This window comes from Betaproteobacteria bacterium (genome assembly GCA_016720855.1).
Lineage (GTDB): Bacteria > Pseudomonadota > Gammaproteobacteria > Burkholderiales > Usitatibacteraceae > FEB-7.
The window spans coordinates 467940-482428 of sequence record JADKJU010000005.1 but is presented as its reverse complement, the minus strand read 5'-3'; the positions used below and the strand labels follow the sequence as shown (position 1 = coordinate 482428).

12 protein-coding genes and 2 pseudogenes are annotated in these 14489 nt (G+C 61.9%); 3 read left to right on the top strand and 11 right to left on the bottom strand.

Translation table 11 applies throughout. From position 1 onward, the window contains the following. Positions 1 to 4: 4 nt before the first annotated feature. From IPP91_20165 to IPP91_20145, 5 genes are all read right to left on the bottom strand, one after another. Positions 5 to 2989 carry an HsdR family type I site-specific deoxyribonuclease gene (locus IPP91_20165; GenBank protein ID MBL0144350.1) on the bottom strand — a complete coding sequence of 995 codons (2985 nt, stop codon included), beginning with the start codon at positions 2987 to 2989 and terminating at the stop codon, positions 5 to 7. Next, a complete protein-coding gene (locus IPP91_20160) occupies positions 2979 to 4112 on the bottom strand; it encodes a restriction endonuclease subunit S (protein MBL0144349.1) in 1134 nt (377 codons plus the stop codon). The genes IPP91_20165 and IPP91_20160 overlap by 11 nt, the downstream gene beginning before the upstream one ends. Next, positions 4105 to 5631 (bottom strand): SAM-dependent DNA methyltransferase, encoded by a 1527-nt coding sequence (locus tag IPP91_20155; protein ID MBL0144348.1) that lies wholly within the window; start codon positions 5629 to 5631, stop codon positions 4105 to 4107. The genes IPP91_20160 and IPP91_20155 overlap by 8 nt, the downstream gene beginning before the upstream one ends. Continuing rightward, positions 5628 to 7124 (bottom strand): SAM-dependent DNA methyltransferase, encoded by a 1497-nt coding sequence (locus tag IPP91_20150; protein ID MBL0144347.1) that lies wholly within the window; start codon positions 7122 to 7124, stop codon positions 5628 to 5630. Before IPP91_20150 ends, IPP91_20155 begins: the two co-directional genes overlap by 4 nt. A 272-nt stretch (positions 7125 to 7396) precedes the next feature. Then, positions 7397 to 7711, bottom strand: coding sequence for a hypothetical protein (locus IPP91_20145; protein MBL0144346.1), 315 nt, complete (start codon positions 7709 to 7711; stop codon positions 7397 to 7399). A gap of 290 nt (positions 7712 to 8001) precedes the next feature. Between IPP91_20145 and IPP91_20140 the strand changes: the two are divergent. Then, a pseudogene (locus IPP91_20140) lies at positions 8002 to 9524 on the top strand (IS21 family transposase). A gap of 27 nt (positions 9525 to 9551) precedes the next feature. Continuing rightward, positions 9552 to 10317 (top strand): annotated as a pseudogene (locus IPP91_20135) (ATP-binding protein). A gap of 101 nt (positions 10318 to 10418) precedes the next feature. On the opposite strand, the gene IPP91_20130 reads toward IPP91_20135, so the two are convergent. The 6 genes from IPP91_20130 to IPP91_20105 form a co-directional block, all read right to left on the bottom strand. Then, positions 10419 to 10661, bottom strand: a complete 243-nt coding sequence (locus IPP91_20130; GenBank protein MBL0144345.1) for a hypothetical protein — start codon at positions 10659 to 10661, stop codon at positions 10419 to 10421. Between the two features lie 2 nt (positions 10662 to 10663). Beyond that, on the bottom strand, positions 10664 to 11584 hold the full coding sequence (locus IPP91_20125) for a DNA-protecting protein DprA (protein MBL0144344.1): 921 nt from the start codon (positions 11582 to 11584) through the stop codon (positions 10664 to 10666). 87 nt (positions 11585 to 11671) lie between these two features. Next, on the bottom strand, positions 11672 to 12061 hold the full coding sequence (locus IPP91_20120) for a hypothetical protein (GenBank protein ID MBL0144343.1): 390 nt from the start codon (positions 12059 to 12061) through the stop codon (positions 11672 to 11674). A gap of 8 nt (positions 12062 to 12069) precedes the next feature. Next, positions 12070 to 13434, bottom strand: coding sequence for a recombinase family protein (locus IPP91_20115; protein MBL0144342.1), 1365 nt, complete (start codon positions 13432 to 13434; stop codon positions 12070 to 12072). Then, complete coding sequence (locus IPP91_20110; GenBank protein MBL0144341.1) at positions 13431 to 13877, bottom strand: DUF2924 domain-containing protein; 447 nt, start codon at positions 13875 to 13877, stop codon at positions 13431 to 13433. The genes IPP91_20115 and IPP91_20110 overlap by 4 nt, the downstream gene beginning before the upstream one ends. Further along, a complete protein-coding gene (locus tag IPP91_20105) occupies positions 13870 to 14055 on the bottom strand; it encodes a hypothetical protein (GenBank protein MBL0144340.1) in 186 nt (61 codons plus the stop codon). The genes IPP91_20110 and IPP91_20105 overlap by 8 nt, the downstream gene beginning before the upstream one ends. Before the next feature lie 140 nt (positions 14056 to 14195). Here IPP91_20105 and IPP91_20100 point away from each other — a divergent pair, with 140 nt between their 5' ends. Then, the gene (locus IPP91_20100) at positions 14196 to 14486 is read left to right on the top strand and encodes a helix-turn-helix transcriptional regulator (protein MBL0144339.1); all 291 of its coding nucleotides are present in this window, start codon (positions 14196 to 14198) and stop codon (positions 14484 to 14486) included. Positions 14487 to 14489 lie beyond the last annotated feature (3 nt).

The window sequence follows — 14489 nt, the reverse complement described above, 5'->3', positions numbered from 1 at the left end:
CGCCTCAGTAATACTGCCGGATGTAGCTGTACGCCTTCTCGAACAACTCCTCGTCAGCGTGCAGCTTGTATTTGAAGAGTGCCTTGCGCAGCGCTTTCTTGACCTCGCGCTCGCCGGCCTGTGTGCCTTGCCAGCCCGGGAAGCGGACCAGGCGCACGATCTCGTCGATATCCGCGACCACGCGTTCAACCAAGATTGGCGTCTCTGCCGTCTTGACCTCGTTGAACAGCTCAGTCAGCGCCGCCTTGCCGCGGTCCTCGTCTTCTTCGAGCGGGACCTCTTTCTCGGCCTGCAGCGTCTCCTTGGCGATCTCCAGCAACTGCTTCAGAAACTCGACGCTGTTGATCTGACCGGACTCGAAGCGGTCCTTCAGCGCATCGAGCCTTTCTGACAGCTTCTTGAACTTGGGGTTGCCGCCGTGCCCGCGCAGCCGGCGCTTGAGCTTGATCTCGATTTCCTTGGCTTTCTTCGGATCGGGGTTCGAGAGCACTGCCTCCAGCAGATCGGCGTCCAGCACCAAGGTGTCGAGATCATCCCGCACGGCATCGACATGCACGTTCTGATGGATCAGCTCGATGGTCTTGGCGCCCAGCGAATGCCAGATCAGCTTGCCGTGGCCGCTGGACGGCTGCACCGACTGGTACACCTGCGACAGCCATTTGTAGTCCTTCTCGAAGGGACCTAGAACGGTGTCCGGCGAGAGTGCCTCCCAGATCTTGTTAAGCACGCTGTACTCGGCGGCGAAGTTGTCGCGCACCTCGTTGTTGGGCAGGCACTGCTGCGCAGCAATCAGGCCCTCATATCCCTGCAAGCTGCGGTCGCAGCCCGCAAAGAAGGCCAGGCACTTCTGCATGGCTTCGGGCAGCTTGTCTTTCAGCTCCTGTATGTTGCTGACCACCTGCTTGACGCTCTGGTCGTCGAACTCCAGCGCGGCCGCCACGTCATCGAAGATGCCGAGGTAGTCCACGATCAAGCCGTGGGTCTTTTGCTCGGAGTAGGTGCGGTTCACCCGGCAGATGGCCTGCAGCAGCGTGTGGTCCCGCAGAGGCTTGTCCAAGTACATTGCCTGCAGGATGGGCGCGTCGAAGCCCGTCAGCAGCTTGGCCGTGACGATGATCAGCTTCAGCGGGTCGGCCGGGTCGCGGAAGCGGTCAAGCAGCCTTTCCTCTTCATCGCGTGTGCGGTCGTAGTGTGCGTACTCCGGGTGCTCCTTCTTGTCGGACGCCTGTACCGACATCACGATGTCCGTGGCCTCGGGCGGCAGCAGCTTGTCTAGCTCGACCTTGAACAGCAGGCACGACTCCCGGTCGAACGTGACGATCTGACCCTTGAAACCGTTGGGCTCCACCTTGCTCTGGTAGTGCTGGACGATATCCTCGCACACCTTGCGAATGCGCTCGGGCGTCTTCACCAGTACAGCCATCTTGGCAGCGGTTTTGGCCAGGTTGTCCTTGTCCAGGTCTGACAGGCCGCCGGTAAGATCTTTGTAGGCGGTGTCCAACGCGGCCTTGTCGATGTGCAGGTCGATCAGGCGCGGCTCGAAGTGCAGCTTCAGAGTGGCGCCGTCGCGGATTGATTCCTCGAAGCCGTAGCGGCTCATGTAGCCCTTCGCGTCCTCGTCGGCACCGAAGGCGTAGAAGGTGTTGCGGTCGACTCGGTTGATCGGCGTACCGGTCAGGCCGAACAGGAATGCGTTGGGCAGGGCCTCGCGCATCTTGCGGCCCAGGTCGCCTTCCTGCGTGCGGTGGGCTTCGTCCACCAGCGCGATGATGTTGCTGCGCTCGTTCAGCGCACCACTGGCCTCGCCGAACTTGAAGATCGTCGTGATGATGATCTTGCGCACGTCCTGCGCCAGCAGTTGCTGCAGCTTCTCGCGGCTGTCGGCCTTCTCCAGGTTCGGGATGTCGGCGCCGGTGAAGGTGCCGGTGATCTGGGTGTCCAGGTCGATGCGGTCCACCACGATCAGCACCGTGGGGTTCTTCAGACTGGCATGCATGCGCAGCTTCTGCGCGGCGAACACCATCAGCAGCGACTTGCCCGAGCCCTGGAAGTGCCAGATCAGGCCCTTCCTGGGATAGCCTGCCAGCACGCGCTCGACGATCTTGTTGGCCGCCTCGTACTGCTGGTAGCGGCAGATGATCTTGATGCGGCGCTTCTTCTTGTCGGTGGCGAACAGGTTGAAGCTGCCGAGGATGTCCAGCACCACATGTGGGCGCAGCATGCTCTCGGCCGACAGCTTGAGGGACTTCAGTGGGTGGTGCTGCGTATCGCTATCGTCCAGATGCCACGGTCCCCAATCCTTGACCGGGAGGCCAATCGACCCGTAGTGGTAGGCCTTGCCCTCGGTGGCCACCGAGAACACATTGCAGATGAACAGCTCGGGCACGAACTTCTCGTAGTCGTCGTGCACCTGTACCGCGCCGTCGACCCAGCTGATGCACTTCTTGACCGGCGTCTTGGCCTCGATCAGCACCAGCGGCAGACCGTTGACCAGCAGCACCAGATCGGCCCGGCGCTCGGTGGGGCCTGCGCGGTAGGTGTACTGCTGGGTGACGATGTACTGGTTCTGCGCCAGGTCATCCAGGTCGATCAACCGCACCGGCACATGCTCGTTGTTGGGGCCGAAGGGCATGGAGCGCTCGCCGCGCATCCAGGCGGTCATTTCCTCGTTGGCGCGGATCAGGCCATCCGAGCGCACCGACAGCACGATGGCGCGCAGCTTGTAGAGCACCTCGTCGGCGCGGTCGGGCTGGGCGGCGATCTCGGGGTTCAGACGGATCAGCGCATCCCGCAGCCAGGGCTCGACCAGGACTTCCTGGATCTGGCGCGGTACGTCAGCCGGAGCAGCGTAGCGCCAGCCGATGCCTTTGGGGCTGGGGCCGTAGCTGGGCAGGGGTTCCTGTACGGTGTTCGGTGGTGTCGCCTTGATGGGGCCAGCGAGCAGGTCGCGGACGTAGGCCTCGACGGTGTTGGATTCGTTAAATGCCATCTGAGCTCCCTTCAACCATCTGAATCGCCACCTGCATCACAAGAGAGCGCGTGCTGGATAGCCGGCTCATTAGGGATGTCTCCGCGACCCCAATCTGTGCAAACTCCGTAATCGCAACAGATTGGTCTGATAGGGCCGGAACCGGAATCTCAATCTTGTGTACAACTTCTTGTGTGATCAGTGGAAGGTATTCGCCCAGCTTGCTCCGATTGAGATTTGAAGCACGTAAACAAATGGCCAGGAACTCTGGTTGGATGTCTGGGCTCATCTTCGCTGGATAGAGCGCGTTGTCAGTTATCCAGCAAGGCCCGGCCGTCATTGACGTGACACCGCAAAATTGTCCAACCCGACCAATGACAACGGTCGGCTCAGATGTGCCATCCATGACGATATCCGTGTACCCAGAGATTCCGTTGCCCCCATGAACAGGAACCGGGTTCATATCCGACGGAGCTTTGGGTAAGTCTGAAACCCGAATACCTCGACCGCTCGTGAACTTGGCGATATCACCGACTTTCTGTTTCGGCACGCCGTCCATCGATAGCAGACGCGTCTCCATCGAACGTCGAAGTATCGGCAGCGCATCGATGGCGGACCGCAGCTCGTCAACGGTGCTCAGTCCGGCACTGAGAAGAGCCAACGTCCGCCGCTGCTCTTTCATCGCCGGCAAAGCAAACTCGAAACCCGCCAAGCTCGTCCAGTTGGTACGCGGGCTCAGCGAGCCAGCCGATGTGCCCACCGCGTGATCGAAGAAGGCGTCGGTCTGGCAAATGAATGGCAGCAACTCCGGCAGCAAGACCAGCGCGTCCTTGGTCTCCAACACATAGATGTCACCGGAACACACGCCGGCGAAATCCGCCACGGCCACCTTGCGCTGGTAAGCGCGGCGCTTGCCGAACAGCACCTGCCCGGGTTGAAACACGCTGGTGAAAGTCACGCCGTCAGCGACGTTTCCCCAACGGCGGATGCGCAGATCGCCTGGCTCGAGGTGTTCCAGACCAACGTAGCGATCAAAGCCATCGGTCAGCGGCTCCTGGCTGCGGGCTTTCGAGAGGCGCACCACGTCGCCGAATTTCACTCGACGCCAGCCGGGCTTCAGGATTTGTTTGTTCTTGTCAGACACGCTCGATGTCCTCCGTAATCAATCCATCCAGCGTTTCCACCAGCGCGTCCATCTGTTGCCAGAAGGCACGGCCATCGGTTTGCCATTGATCCCAGGCGGAGCGCAGCGATACCGCGTTGCCATTGCTGTCGGTGGCGATGGCGGCGGCAACGCGCTTCACGTACAGCGCGATCGAGAGGTTGCCCGCATTGGCGCCGATTTCGGCCAGGGTGGCGACCTTGGCGAAACCGGGTACATCCGCAAAGGTCTTGTAAGCGCTCAGGATGCGCTGCTGGTGCGCGGGCTTGAGGAAGCTCTGCGCGCGCTCGCGGGCAACCTCGTTCACCGCGTCGATGAAGATCACCTTGCCCTTGCGTGCAGCCGTCTTCTTGCGGTTGCAGATGACGATGCACGACTCCATCGGGGAGTTGTAGAACAGGTTGGGCCCCAAGCCGATGACGGCCTCCACCCAGTCCTGCTCGACCATCTTGGCGCGCATGGCCTGCTCTTCGTTGCGGAACAGCACGCCGTGGGGCCAGAGCACGGCACTACGCCCCTTGGCCGTGAGGCTGGTTAGGATGTGCTGCTGGAAGGCGTAATCGGCGCGGCCCTGCGGCGGCGTGCCAAGGGAGTTGCGGCCCCACCTGTCGCTGCTCCAGGCCTCGCGGTTCCACTGCTTGATGGAATACGGCGGGTTGGCCAGGATCACGTCGAACTGGCGCAGGCGGTCGCCCTCGATGTGCTTGGGATCGGCCAGGGTGTCGCCCCGGATGATCTCGAAGTCCTCCACGCCATGCAGGAACAGGTTCATGCGGGCGATGGATGAGGTGATGAGATTGCGCTCCTGCCCGTAGAGCTTGAGCGTGCGGTACTCGCCGCCCGAGCGCTTCACTTCGTCCAGCGCCGAGATCAGCATGCCGCCGGTGCCGCAGGTGGGGTCGTAGATCGACTCGCCGGCCTGTGGGCCGAGCAGTTGCGTCATCAGGTGGACGACGGTGCGGTTGGTGTAGAACTCGGCAGCCGTATGGCCGGAGTCATCCGCGAATTTCTTGATCAGGTATTCATAGGCGTTGCCGAGCTCGTCCTCGGGCACGTTGGCCACCGACAGCGTCTGGGTGGAGAAATGCTCGATCAGGTTCTTCAGCGTTTCGTCGGGCAGGCGCTCGCGGTTGGTCCAGGGCGCGTCGCCGAAGATGCCGTCGAGCAAATCCGGGTTGGCGGTCTCAATAGCGCGCATGGCCTTCTGGATGGCCGCGCCGACGATCTTGGGTGCCTGGCGCACATCGTTCCAGTGAGCGCCTTGGGGGATCTGGAAGCGGTGGTTCTCGGCGAACTGGGCATAAGAGAGGTCGCCCTTCGAGTTGGCCAGGGCCGCCTGGTATTCCTCTTCCCACACATCCGACACGCGCTTGTAGAACAGCAGCGGGAAGATGAACTGCTTGTAGTCACCCGCGTCGATCAGGCCGCGCAGCAGCACGGCGGCGCCCCAGAGGTAGCTTTCGAGTTCTTGCTGGGTGATGCGTTTGCTTGGGTGACTCATTTCAGCCATCCCCCTTCAGTCATGACCTGCGCAAGCCGTTCTTCGGCCTCGCGGCAACGGGTGAGCGCATCTTTGAACGCCGCGATGGCGTCGGGCAGCGGCGGGATGTCTTCTTGCAGTGGTGGCAAGACATAGCGCGAGATGTTCAGCGTCCAGTCCTCGGCTTTGATCTCGTCGAGGCTGACCAAGCGGACCGCGTCCTGCACATCGGCAAAGCCGCGATACCAACCGAGGATCTCGGCGGCATGCTCGGGTTCCAGATAGTTCTGCGCGCGGCCCCGGCGGAACAGGCCCGAGGCATCGGCAATCAGCACCTTCTTCTTGTGCTTGACCGGCTTGCGCTTGCGCAGGACCAAGATGCACGCGGCGAGGCCGGTGCCGTAGAAAAGGTTGGGCGCCAACCCGATCACAGCCTCGACCAGATCCATTTCCAGCAGCTTCTGGCGGATGCTGCCTTCCACGCCTTTGCGGAACAGGGCGCCCTGGGGCAGCACCACGGCCATCCGGCCGCTGACGTCGGCCATAGACTTGACCATGTGCTGCACCCAGGCGAAGTCACCGCTGGACGAGGGCGGCAGACCGGCAAAGTTGCGGCCGAAGGGGTCGTTCAACCACAGGTCCTCGCCCCACTTTTCCAGCGAGAACGGCGGATTGGCGATCACGCAGTCGAAGGTGGCGAGCCGGTCGCCCTCGAAGAAGGCCGGGTTGCGCAGCGTGTCGCCGCGCACCACCTGAAAGTCCTCGATGCCGTGGAGGAACAGGTTCATCCGCGCGATGGATGAAGTGGTGAGGTTCTTCTCCTGCCCGTACAGCTTGCCCCACAGCCGCTTGACGTCGCCGTGCATCTCTTTGACGTGCTGCACGGCGGCCAGCAACATGCCGCCCGTGCCACAGGCCGGGTCGTAGATGGTCTCGGCTTCCTTGGGATCGAGCATGTCCATCATCAGCCGCACCACACTGCGCGGCGTGTAGAACTCGCCGGCCTTCTTGTTGGTGGCGTCGGCAAACTTCTTGATCAGGTACTCGTAGGCGTCGCCCAGCAAATCCGAGCCAACGCTCTGATTACCCAGGGGGAGCTTGGAGAAGTGCTCGATCAGGTCCTTAAGAAGCGCGTCGGACAAGCGTTCCTTGTTGGACCATTGCGCGTCGCCGAACACGCCGTACAACGTGTCGGGGTTGGCTTTCTCGATCTCGCGCATGGCGCGCTGTAGCGCCGCGCCGACGTTCGTGGCCTTGGCGCGCACGTCGTTCCAGTGGCAGTCATCCGGGATCTGGAACCGGTGCGACTCAGGAAACCGAGCGAGCTGCTCGTCGCCGGTCTCGTCGACCATCTCCTGGTACTCCTCGTCCCAGACATCGCAGATGCGCTTGAAGAACAGCAGCGGAAAGATGTAGGTCTTGAAGTCGGCCGCATCCACCGGGCCGCGCAGGATGTTGGCGGACTCCCAAAGATGGTTTTCAAGCTGACCTAAATCGATCTGTTCGCTGTTCATTCTGCCAAAGCCAGAGGGGGTGTAAGGGTCTTTAAAAACAACGGGTTAAAAGTGTATTGCCAAAACGTCAACATATACCGGTTGATCGGCTCACTGGGTGAGCCTAATCGAAAAGCAGCATTGAGATCGGATAGCTAGCCCGGACTTTGGTGGCGCAAATGTAGGAGGCGCTTGGCGGGACGGTACGCTTGACCGCTGGCAGGTGCCATCACTCCCGTCAGATGTTCGGCTTCCTAATGGCGGTGTTAGCAAACACCGCCGCCCTACGTTCGCTACAGGAAAGGATTTGGGAAGCAGCGCCTGGCGATGAAATTCCCGACGACCTTCACGTCAGGGAAGTGCTCGTTTAGCTTGCGGCTAACGGCCACGTAATGAGCGCCGGTGGTCAACAGGTCGTCAAACAAAAAGATCAGACCTGGGCGCGAGTCAGGCTTCCCGTTAACCGGGTCGAAAGTAAGCTCATTGAAAAGCTGATCAGGTGAGGGGCGGTCTTCAGAGTCGTGGCTGGCTGCATACGCTCCACTGAAACTGAGGCAATCCCGGATGTCGAGCGGCAGCCCTACCTTGATCGCGACGGCGTTCAGCATGTCTAGCATTCTCGGATCGAACATAGGATCGGTCCGCGCCTTAGAGGGTGGAATGGGTACCAGCGCAACCCGATGTTGCTCGTGGAGCGTTTTCCATTTCCACATTCCAGCAAAACCCGTCGCCGCGGAGTCAATTGCGGATTCCGGTCCATGCCGGGCCAGCGTTCCGGAGCATGCCGGGCCACCATTCCGGAGCATGCCGGGCCAGCGTTCCGGTCCATGCCGGCCGGGGGTGATGCGGGTAACCAGGGCTACCGTGGGCTCCTTTCCCATCTGGAAGGAGTCCGGCGGTGGCGCAACCGAGGTTACCCATGCGGAAGATCCGAGAGGTTCTGCGTCTCAAGTTTGAAGTCCGTCTGAGCGACCGCGAGATTGCCGCGGCCGTCGGGAGCGCCCGTTCGACGGTGCAGGAGTGCCTGCGCCGCGCGCACGCGGCGGGCGTGGGCTGGCCGCTGCCGGCCGGGCTTGACGAGGCGGGCCTTCAGGCGCGGCTCTACCAGCGCGAGGTGCCGCTGTCTCGCACCCCGCAGCCGGACTTCGCGTTTCTGCATGCCGAGCTCAAGCGCCCCGGGGTGACGCGGCAATTGCTCTGGCAGGAGTACAAGGCGAGGCTCCCCGATGGCTGGCAGTACAGCGTCTTCTGCGACCAGTACCGGCGCTGGCTCGCCAACCAGGATCTGGTCCTGCGCCAGAACCACGTTCCCGGCGACAAGCTCTTCCTCGATTACGCCGGGCAGACGATGCCGGTCGTGGATCGCACGAGCGGGGAGCTGCGCGCGGCCCAGATCTTCGTGGCCGTCCTGGGCGCGAGCAGCTACACCTATGCGGAAGCGACCTGGACGCAGGCGTTGCCCGATTGGCTGGGCTCCCAGGTGCGCACTCTGGAATTCCTCGGCGGCGTTCCTCGTGCCCTCGTGCCCGACAACCTGAAGAGCGCCGTCCACAAGGCGCACCGCTACGAGCCGGACTTGAATCCCGCCTACCAGGACTTCGCCGAGCACTACGCGGTGGCGATTCTGCCGGCGCGGGTGCGAAAGCCCCGCGACAAGGCCAAGGTCGAGGCGGGCGTGCTGGTGGTCGAGCGCTGGATCCTTGCCCGTCTTCGTAACCGGACGTTCTTCTCGCTTGGCGAACTCAATGCCGCGATCGCGCTCCTCGTGGCCGATCTCAACGCTCGCCCCTTCAAGAAGCGCGAAGGGTGCCGCGCGAGCCTGTTTGCCGACATCGAGCGTGCGGCGCTGCGCCCGCTTCCGCACAGGCCTTACGAATTCGCCACCTGGAAGAAGGCCAAGGTGCACCTGGACTATCACGTCGAGGTCGAGCGCGCCTACTACTCCGTGCCTTACAAGCTGGTCGGACGCACGGTCGAGGTACGCCTGAGCGCGCGTGTGATTGAGATCTTCCATCGCCAGCACCTGGTCGCCACGCACCTGCGTGCGCCCTCGCGCGGGCAGTTCGTGACCCTCGCCGATCATCGTCCCGAGCGGCACAGCGCCGTCATCGACCTCACCCACGAGCGCTTGATGCAGCGCGCCTTGGCCATCGGACCGGCCACCGCCGAGGTGCTCACCGAGCAACTGCACCGCAGGCGCCATCCCGAGGAGTGCCTGCGCTCGAGCCTGGGGATCCTTCGCCTTGCGCGCGACTTCAGCCCCGAGGCGCTCGAGGGGGCCGCCACGCGGGCGGTTGCGATCCGCAGCTTCAGCTACCGCTCGCTTCGAACGCTCATCAACACGCCCGCGCCCGCCCCGCCCGCCCAGGCCGCGCTCCCCTGGAGCACGACAACGTGCGCGGCGAGAAGTACTTCCAGTAGGCCCGTCACCCACCCCAGAGGACATCGATGCTGACCCAACCGCTCGTCGAGCAACTCCAGCAACTGCGCCTGCGCGGCATGGCCGCCGCCCCTTGAGCAGCAACTGTGCACCCCGGATCGTTCGCAACTTACCTTCGAGGAGCGCCTCGGGCTCATGATCCAGCACGAGATCACCGAGCGCGGTTCGGCTCGCCTGGCACAGCGCCTGCGCTGGGCTCGCTTGCCGCAGGGCGCCGTCATCGAGGACATGGACACGAGCGCCCTTCGCGGCCTCGACCCCGGCGCCATGGTCCGGGTGCGCGACCTGGCCTGGATCGCCGAACACTTGAACGTGCTCATCACCGGGCCCACCGGCGTCGGAAAGAGCTTCCTGGGCTGCGCGCTCGCCCACTCGGCCTGCCGTGCGGACTTCTCGGTGCGCTTCTTCCGCCTGCCGCGGCTCGTCGATGAACTCGCCCGCTATCACGCGCTGCAAAACCGCTCCGCCTTCCTCAAGCTCCTGGCCAAGGTCGACCTCCTGGTCCTCGACGACTTCGGCCTCACCCCGCTCGCCGAGCAGACCAAGCGCGACCTCCTGGAAATCTTCGACGACCGCTATGACCGCCGCTCCACCATCGTCACCAGCCAACTGCCCGTCGAACAGTGGCACACGCACCTGGCCGACCCCACCCTTGCCGACGCAATCCTCGACCGGCTCGTTCACAACAGCTATCGCCTCGCCCTCAAGGGCGACTCGATGCGAAAGCAGAAGACCACCAACCCGAAACCACCAACACGCACCAAGGCACATTGACGTCTCCCATCAACTCAGCGACAGTGCGCTACCCGCATCACGCCACGGCCCGGCATCGACCGGAACGATGGCCCGGCTTCCGCCGGAACGCCGGCCCGACTTCACCGGAATCCGCAGTCAATGGCGTCGATCTTGTGGCGCCACTCAGGTAGACCTCGGCGGTCCATCTTCTTCTTCAGGTTGTAGATCAGCTTGTTGGTTGCCGAATACTCCCACGGCAGGCCATCAACGTGCTTCGCGGGCGTGTACTCACCCCAGAAGTAACAGGGCGCGTCTTGAGGGAGGTAATAATGATCACCACGCTCGAGGTCGCCCACAACCGTTATGCGCGTGGGCATTGGCATGATCAGGCAAACTCGCGCTCGATATCGGAAAAGTCACGAACGCGAATTGCGCCAAGCTTCTCGAATTTCGCCGGCCACGTGATCGAGGAATTGTCGAAGTTGCTCTCCAGAATGAAGAGTTTTCGCCCTTGCTCGAGAGCAGCTTTGGCTTGAATCAAGGTGCCCGAAGTTTCTCCGGCTTCGACAATGATTGTGGCATCGGTTAGGGCCGACATTGTCTTGTTGCGCTCGGGAAAGAACAGGCGATTCCAGTTTGGCCCTTGGGACTGATAACGGAGCACTGGTACCTGACTTACGAGCAAATACTCAGACGCAATCCGCCGCTGAAGTTCGGCGTTCTCCTTCGGGTACACCTCCGAAATGGGCGTGCCAATTACCGCGACCGTGCGCCCTCCCATTTCCAACGCCGTTTCGTGGGCGATGGTGTCGACGCCTTGGGCCAAGCCGGAGACGATGGTGAAGTCATGTTCGACGAGTGCCCGCACAAGCTTGCGGGTTCGGGCTGCTCCTTCCCGGGTTATTTGGCGCGTGCCGACAACGGCCACTCTGCGGGGCGCCTCAGCCAGTTCCCAGGATCCAAGAAAATATAGGAACTCGACGGGGTCTTTTGCGTCTCGAAGCCGCGATGGATAGTCAGCCGACCCATGAATGCGTACGCCAAATCGCTTGATTTGCCGCTTTGCAAAATGCTCTAAGACCTGGTCAGCAACCTTCTCTGCGAGGTCGCTATCAACAAGGTCTGAAGGCAGTCGACCTGGATTTGATTCAAATAGCTCGGCCAGACTCTTCGTACTCGTATGGGGCAACTGCCACAAATACTCGTACGCACCTACTTCGATGCGAGTATCTACCGGCTTTTCGACAAGAAACTCGAGCCACGGACTCACGACATGGTCTCCGGACGTCCTAGCAGTCTCCGCCATGGTGGGGGAGGGCCTCGGTATGCGTGAAGTATTCGATGGGAAAATTATAGTAACTCGCCGGCCCTTTCAGGTGGGCCCCCCGGGGGATTATTGTCGGGGCCAGGAAAGGCATTCCGCCTGCGCCTTCCATTCGAGCGGGAAGGGTACCAGGAGGTCCTTCATCGTTAGGTGGGCTGGATGTTGCCCGTCGAGGATCGCCTGGACGATGGTGGGGGAGAGGTAAGTCAGCCGCAGTATGCGGCTGATGTATGACGGGCTGATCTTCTCGGCCGCTGCCATCTCATCCATGCTGGTATAGGTCCCGTCATTCATTAGGCGCTGCCACCGGAAGGCTCTGGCGAGGACCTTAATCATGGTGTTGTCGACGGTGGCTTCTTGCTGTGTCGCGGCGCGAGAACCGTCTGGCAGCACAATTGCGACCTTGCCGCCGCGGCGCCGGAAACTCATCCGGACTTCAGTCGACCTGCTCAATGGCATGTAATCGGTCATGCGGCCTTCTTCATTTGTGCTGGCGCGAGGGTGTCACGCAACAGTTTGGTGAGCCCATCCGCCTTCCACTTGATACTGATACCGTCCGGGCGCACGGTGATTCGCTCGACCAAGGTGTGGATGATGCGGGCCTGCTCGGCGGGGAAGAGCTCATTCCAGACGAGATCCACAGACCGAAGCGCCTCAATCGCGGCGGCCTCGCCAATGTCAGGTCGCTGGAGACTAACCTCTCGAACGGCGTGGGCTAGGACTTCCGGCGCGCTCAGTATGTGGCGGAGCTTCTCCACGACAACGGTCTCGATCTCGCCCGCGGGCATTCGGCGAACCTCGCAGGTGGCGGCGCCCTGCTTTATGGCCTGCGTATTGATGTAGTAACGGTAGTACTTAGCGCCTTTGACCGTGTAACCCGGCGTGAATGCTCGTCCCTGGTCGGAATACAGCAGCCCGCGAAGTAGGGAAGGCGCCTTCGACATGGTCTCCGGCTTGGAGATGCGGGCGCTCCGCCAGGCCTTCTTGAGAGAGTCGCCGTTGGTAAGGTGCTCGTGGACCTGGTCCCAAAGAGCCTTATCCACAATCGCGTCGTGCTCTCCCGGAAAGTGTCGCCCCTTGTGAGCGGCGATACCGATATACACAGGGTTGTTGAAGATCTTGTAGATGAATCCCTTGTCGACGAGCCGCCCAGTTCGGACCTTCCCCGTCGCGGTCGTCCAGGCCTTAGTAGTGATCCCTCGGGCGCGGAGATCCCTCACCAAGGTGGCCATGGAGGGCACCTGCGCGAAGCGGGTGAACATTTCCCGGACGATTCTCGCCTCTTCCGAGTTGGGAAAAAGTTTCCGCTCGATGACGTCGTAGCCCAGGGGGGGCATGCCTCCCATCCACATGCCGCGCTGCCGTGAGGCGGCGATTTTGTCGCGCACCCGTTCGCCGGAGAGCTCGCGCTCGAACTGTGCGAACGATAGGAGGATGTTGAGCGTGAGCCGCCCCATCGAGGTTGTCGTGTTGAAGGCCTGGGTGACGGAAACGAAAGTCACCTTGTGCTCGTCGAATATCTCGACCAGCTTCGCAAAGTCGGCCAGCGACCGCGACAGCCGGTCGATCTTGTAGACGACGATGATGTCGACCATCCCTCGGCGAACGTCAGCCAGCAGCTGCTTGAGGCCAGGCCGCTCCATGTTGCCGCCCGAGAAGCCACCATCGTCGTAGCGTTCCCGCAGCATCAGCCAGCCTTCAGATTTCTGGCTGGCGATGTAGTTCTCGCAAGCGTCGCGCTGAGCGTCCAATGAATTGAAGTTCTGCTCGAGCCCTTCATCGGTGGACTTGCGGGTGTAGATCGCGCAGCAGAGTTTCCGCGGCGCCGTCATGAAAAGCCTCGCGACGACGGAAACCCGAAGAACTTCCATCCGTTCCACTGAGTGCCCGTGATCGCCCGTGCGACACTCGAGAGCGACGTGTAGTGCCGCCCCTGGTACTCGAAGTGGTCGATGCCAACCGTCACCTCGTGGCGCACGCCATCCCATTCGCGTATGAGGCGCGTCCCGGCTATCGGGCGGCCGTCCACCCGGCGCCGGCGCAGCGTGGCTTTCCCGCCGTCCAGCTGCTCGCCCAGTCGCTCCAGGCGCTTGATGGTCTCTCTCTTCAATCCGCCGTAGGCAAGCTCCTGGATGCGGTAGGCCAGGCGGCTTTCAAGGAATCGACGATTGAACGGCGGCGGCTCCTGCTGGAAGAGTTCGCGCCACATCTGCTTCAGGTCTTTCACCGGCGCGGATTTTAGGGCCGCGACCCGGGCCACAACGCTGCTAGTCACTGGCGTTCTCCTTGGTGGTCAGGACGCCGTCACTAACGCGCTGTTCGGTGAGGCTATCAAGTCGATCTTCGCGGCTCCGCCGGTCGTGCAAACGGATCACGCCCAGGGCGAGGATGGCTCCGACGATGTACGTGGCGCTGAAGGTCTCGCGCGGGGCGGGGGGCTGTTCGGCGGGCATGGAAGTTCATACCGGCCGACCTGCCCGTTTTTCTCAAGGCGGACCGTGTGAAAGGACGTCTCCCACGGGCGTTGAGGTGCACTTGCAGGCCCCAAATTCTTCTGATAAATTGCGCGTTAACTAAACACTTAACGAGCCTCATGGTTACCTTTGGATCCTTCATCCGCAACAAACGGCAGGAGGCGGGCTATCCCAATTTGACGGAGTTCGCCAAGTTGCTGGGCATCAGTCCGGCGTACTGGTCCCGAGTCGAAAACGACAAGGAAAAGCCCCCTACCGACGAACTGATTAAGAAGGCTGCCGAGATTCTCAAGATGAACGCGGATGAGCTCTTTATCGAGGCAGAGCGTTTGCCGCCCGACATGCAAGAGCGGGCCAAGATCGAGACTGTTGTGCGCCTATACCGAGACCTCCCAAAAACGAAAAAGTAACCT

What these genes read in the sequence shown, in the direction of transcription:
- IPP91_20150 (MBL0144347.1), bottom strand. Translation starts at nt 7,124, where the DNA reads ATGAACAGCGAACAGATCGATTTAGGTCAGCTTGAAAACCATCTTTGG.
- IPP91_20105 (MBL0144340.1), bottom strand. Translation starts at nt 14,055, where the DNA reads ATGCCCGCCGAACAGCCCCCCGCCCCGCGCGAGACCTTCAGCGCCACG.
- IPP91_20115 (MBL0144342.1), bottom strand. Translation starts at nt 13,434, where the DNA reads ATGACGGCGCCGCGGAAACTCTGCTGCGCGATCTACACCCGCAAGTCC.
- IPP91_20130 (MBL0144345.1), bottom strand. Translation starts at nt 10,661, where the DNA reads ATGCCAATGCCCACGCGCATAACGGTTGTGGGCGACCTCGAGCGTGGT.
- IPP91_20120 (MBL0144343.1), bottom strand. Translation starts at nt 12,061, where the DNA reads ATGCCATTGAGCAGGTCGACTGAAGTCCGGATGAGTTTCCGGCGCCGC.
- IPP91_20155 (MBL0144348.1), bottom strand. Translation starts at nt 5,631, where the DNA reads ATGAGTCACCCAAGCAAACGCATCACCCAGCAAGAACTCGAAAGCTAC.
- IPP91_20145 (MBL0144346.1), bottom strand. Translation starts at nt 7,711, where the DNA reads ATGCTGAACGCCGTCGCGATCAAGGTAGGGCTGCCGCTCGACATCCGG.
- IPP91_20125 (MBL0144344.1), bottom strand. Translation starts at nt 11,584, where the DNA reads ATGGCGGAGACTGCTAGGACGTCCGGAGACCATGTCGTGAGTCCGTGG.
- IPP91_20100 (MBL0144339.1), top strand. Translation starts at nt 14,196, where the DNA reads ATGGTTACCTTTGGATCCTTCATCCGCAACAAACGGCAGGAGGCGGGC.
- IPP91_20165 (MBL0144350.1), bottom strand. Translation starts at nt 2,989, where the DNA reads ATGGCATTTAACGAATCCAACACCGTCGAGGCCTACGTCCGCGACCTG.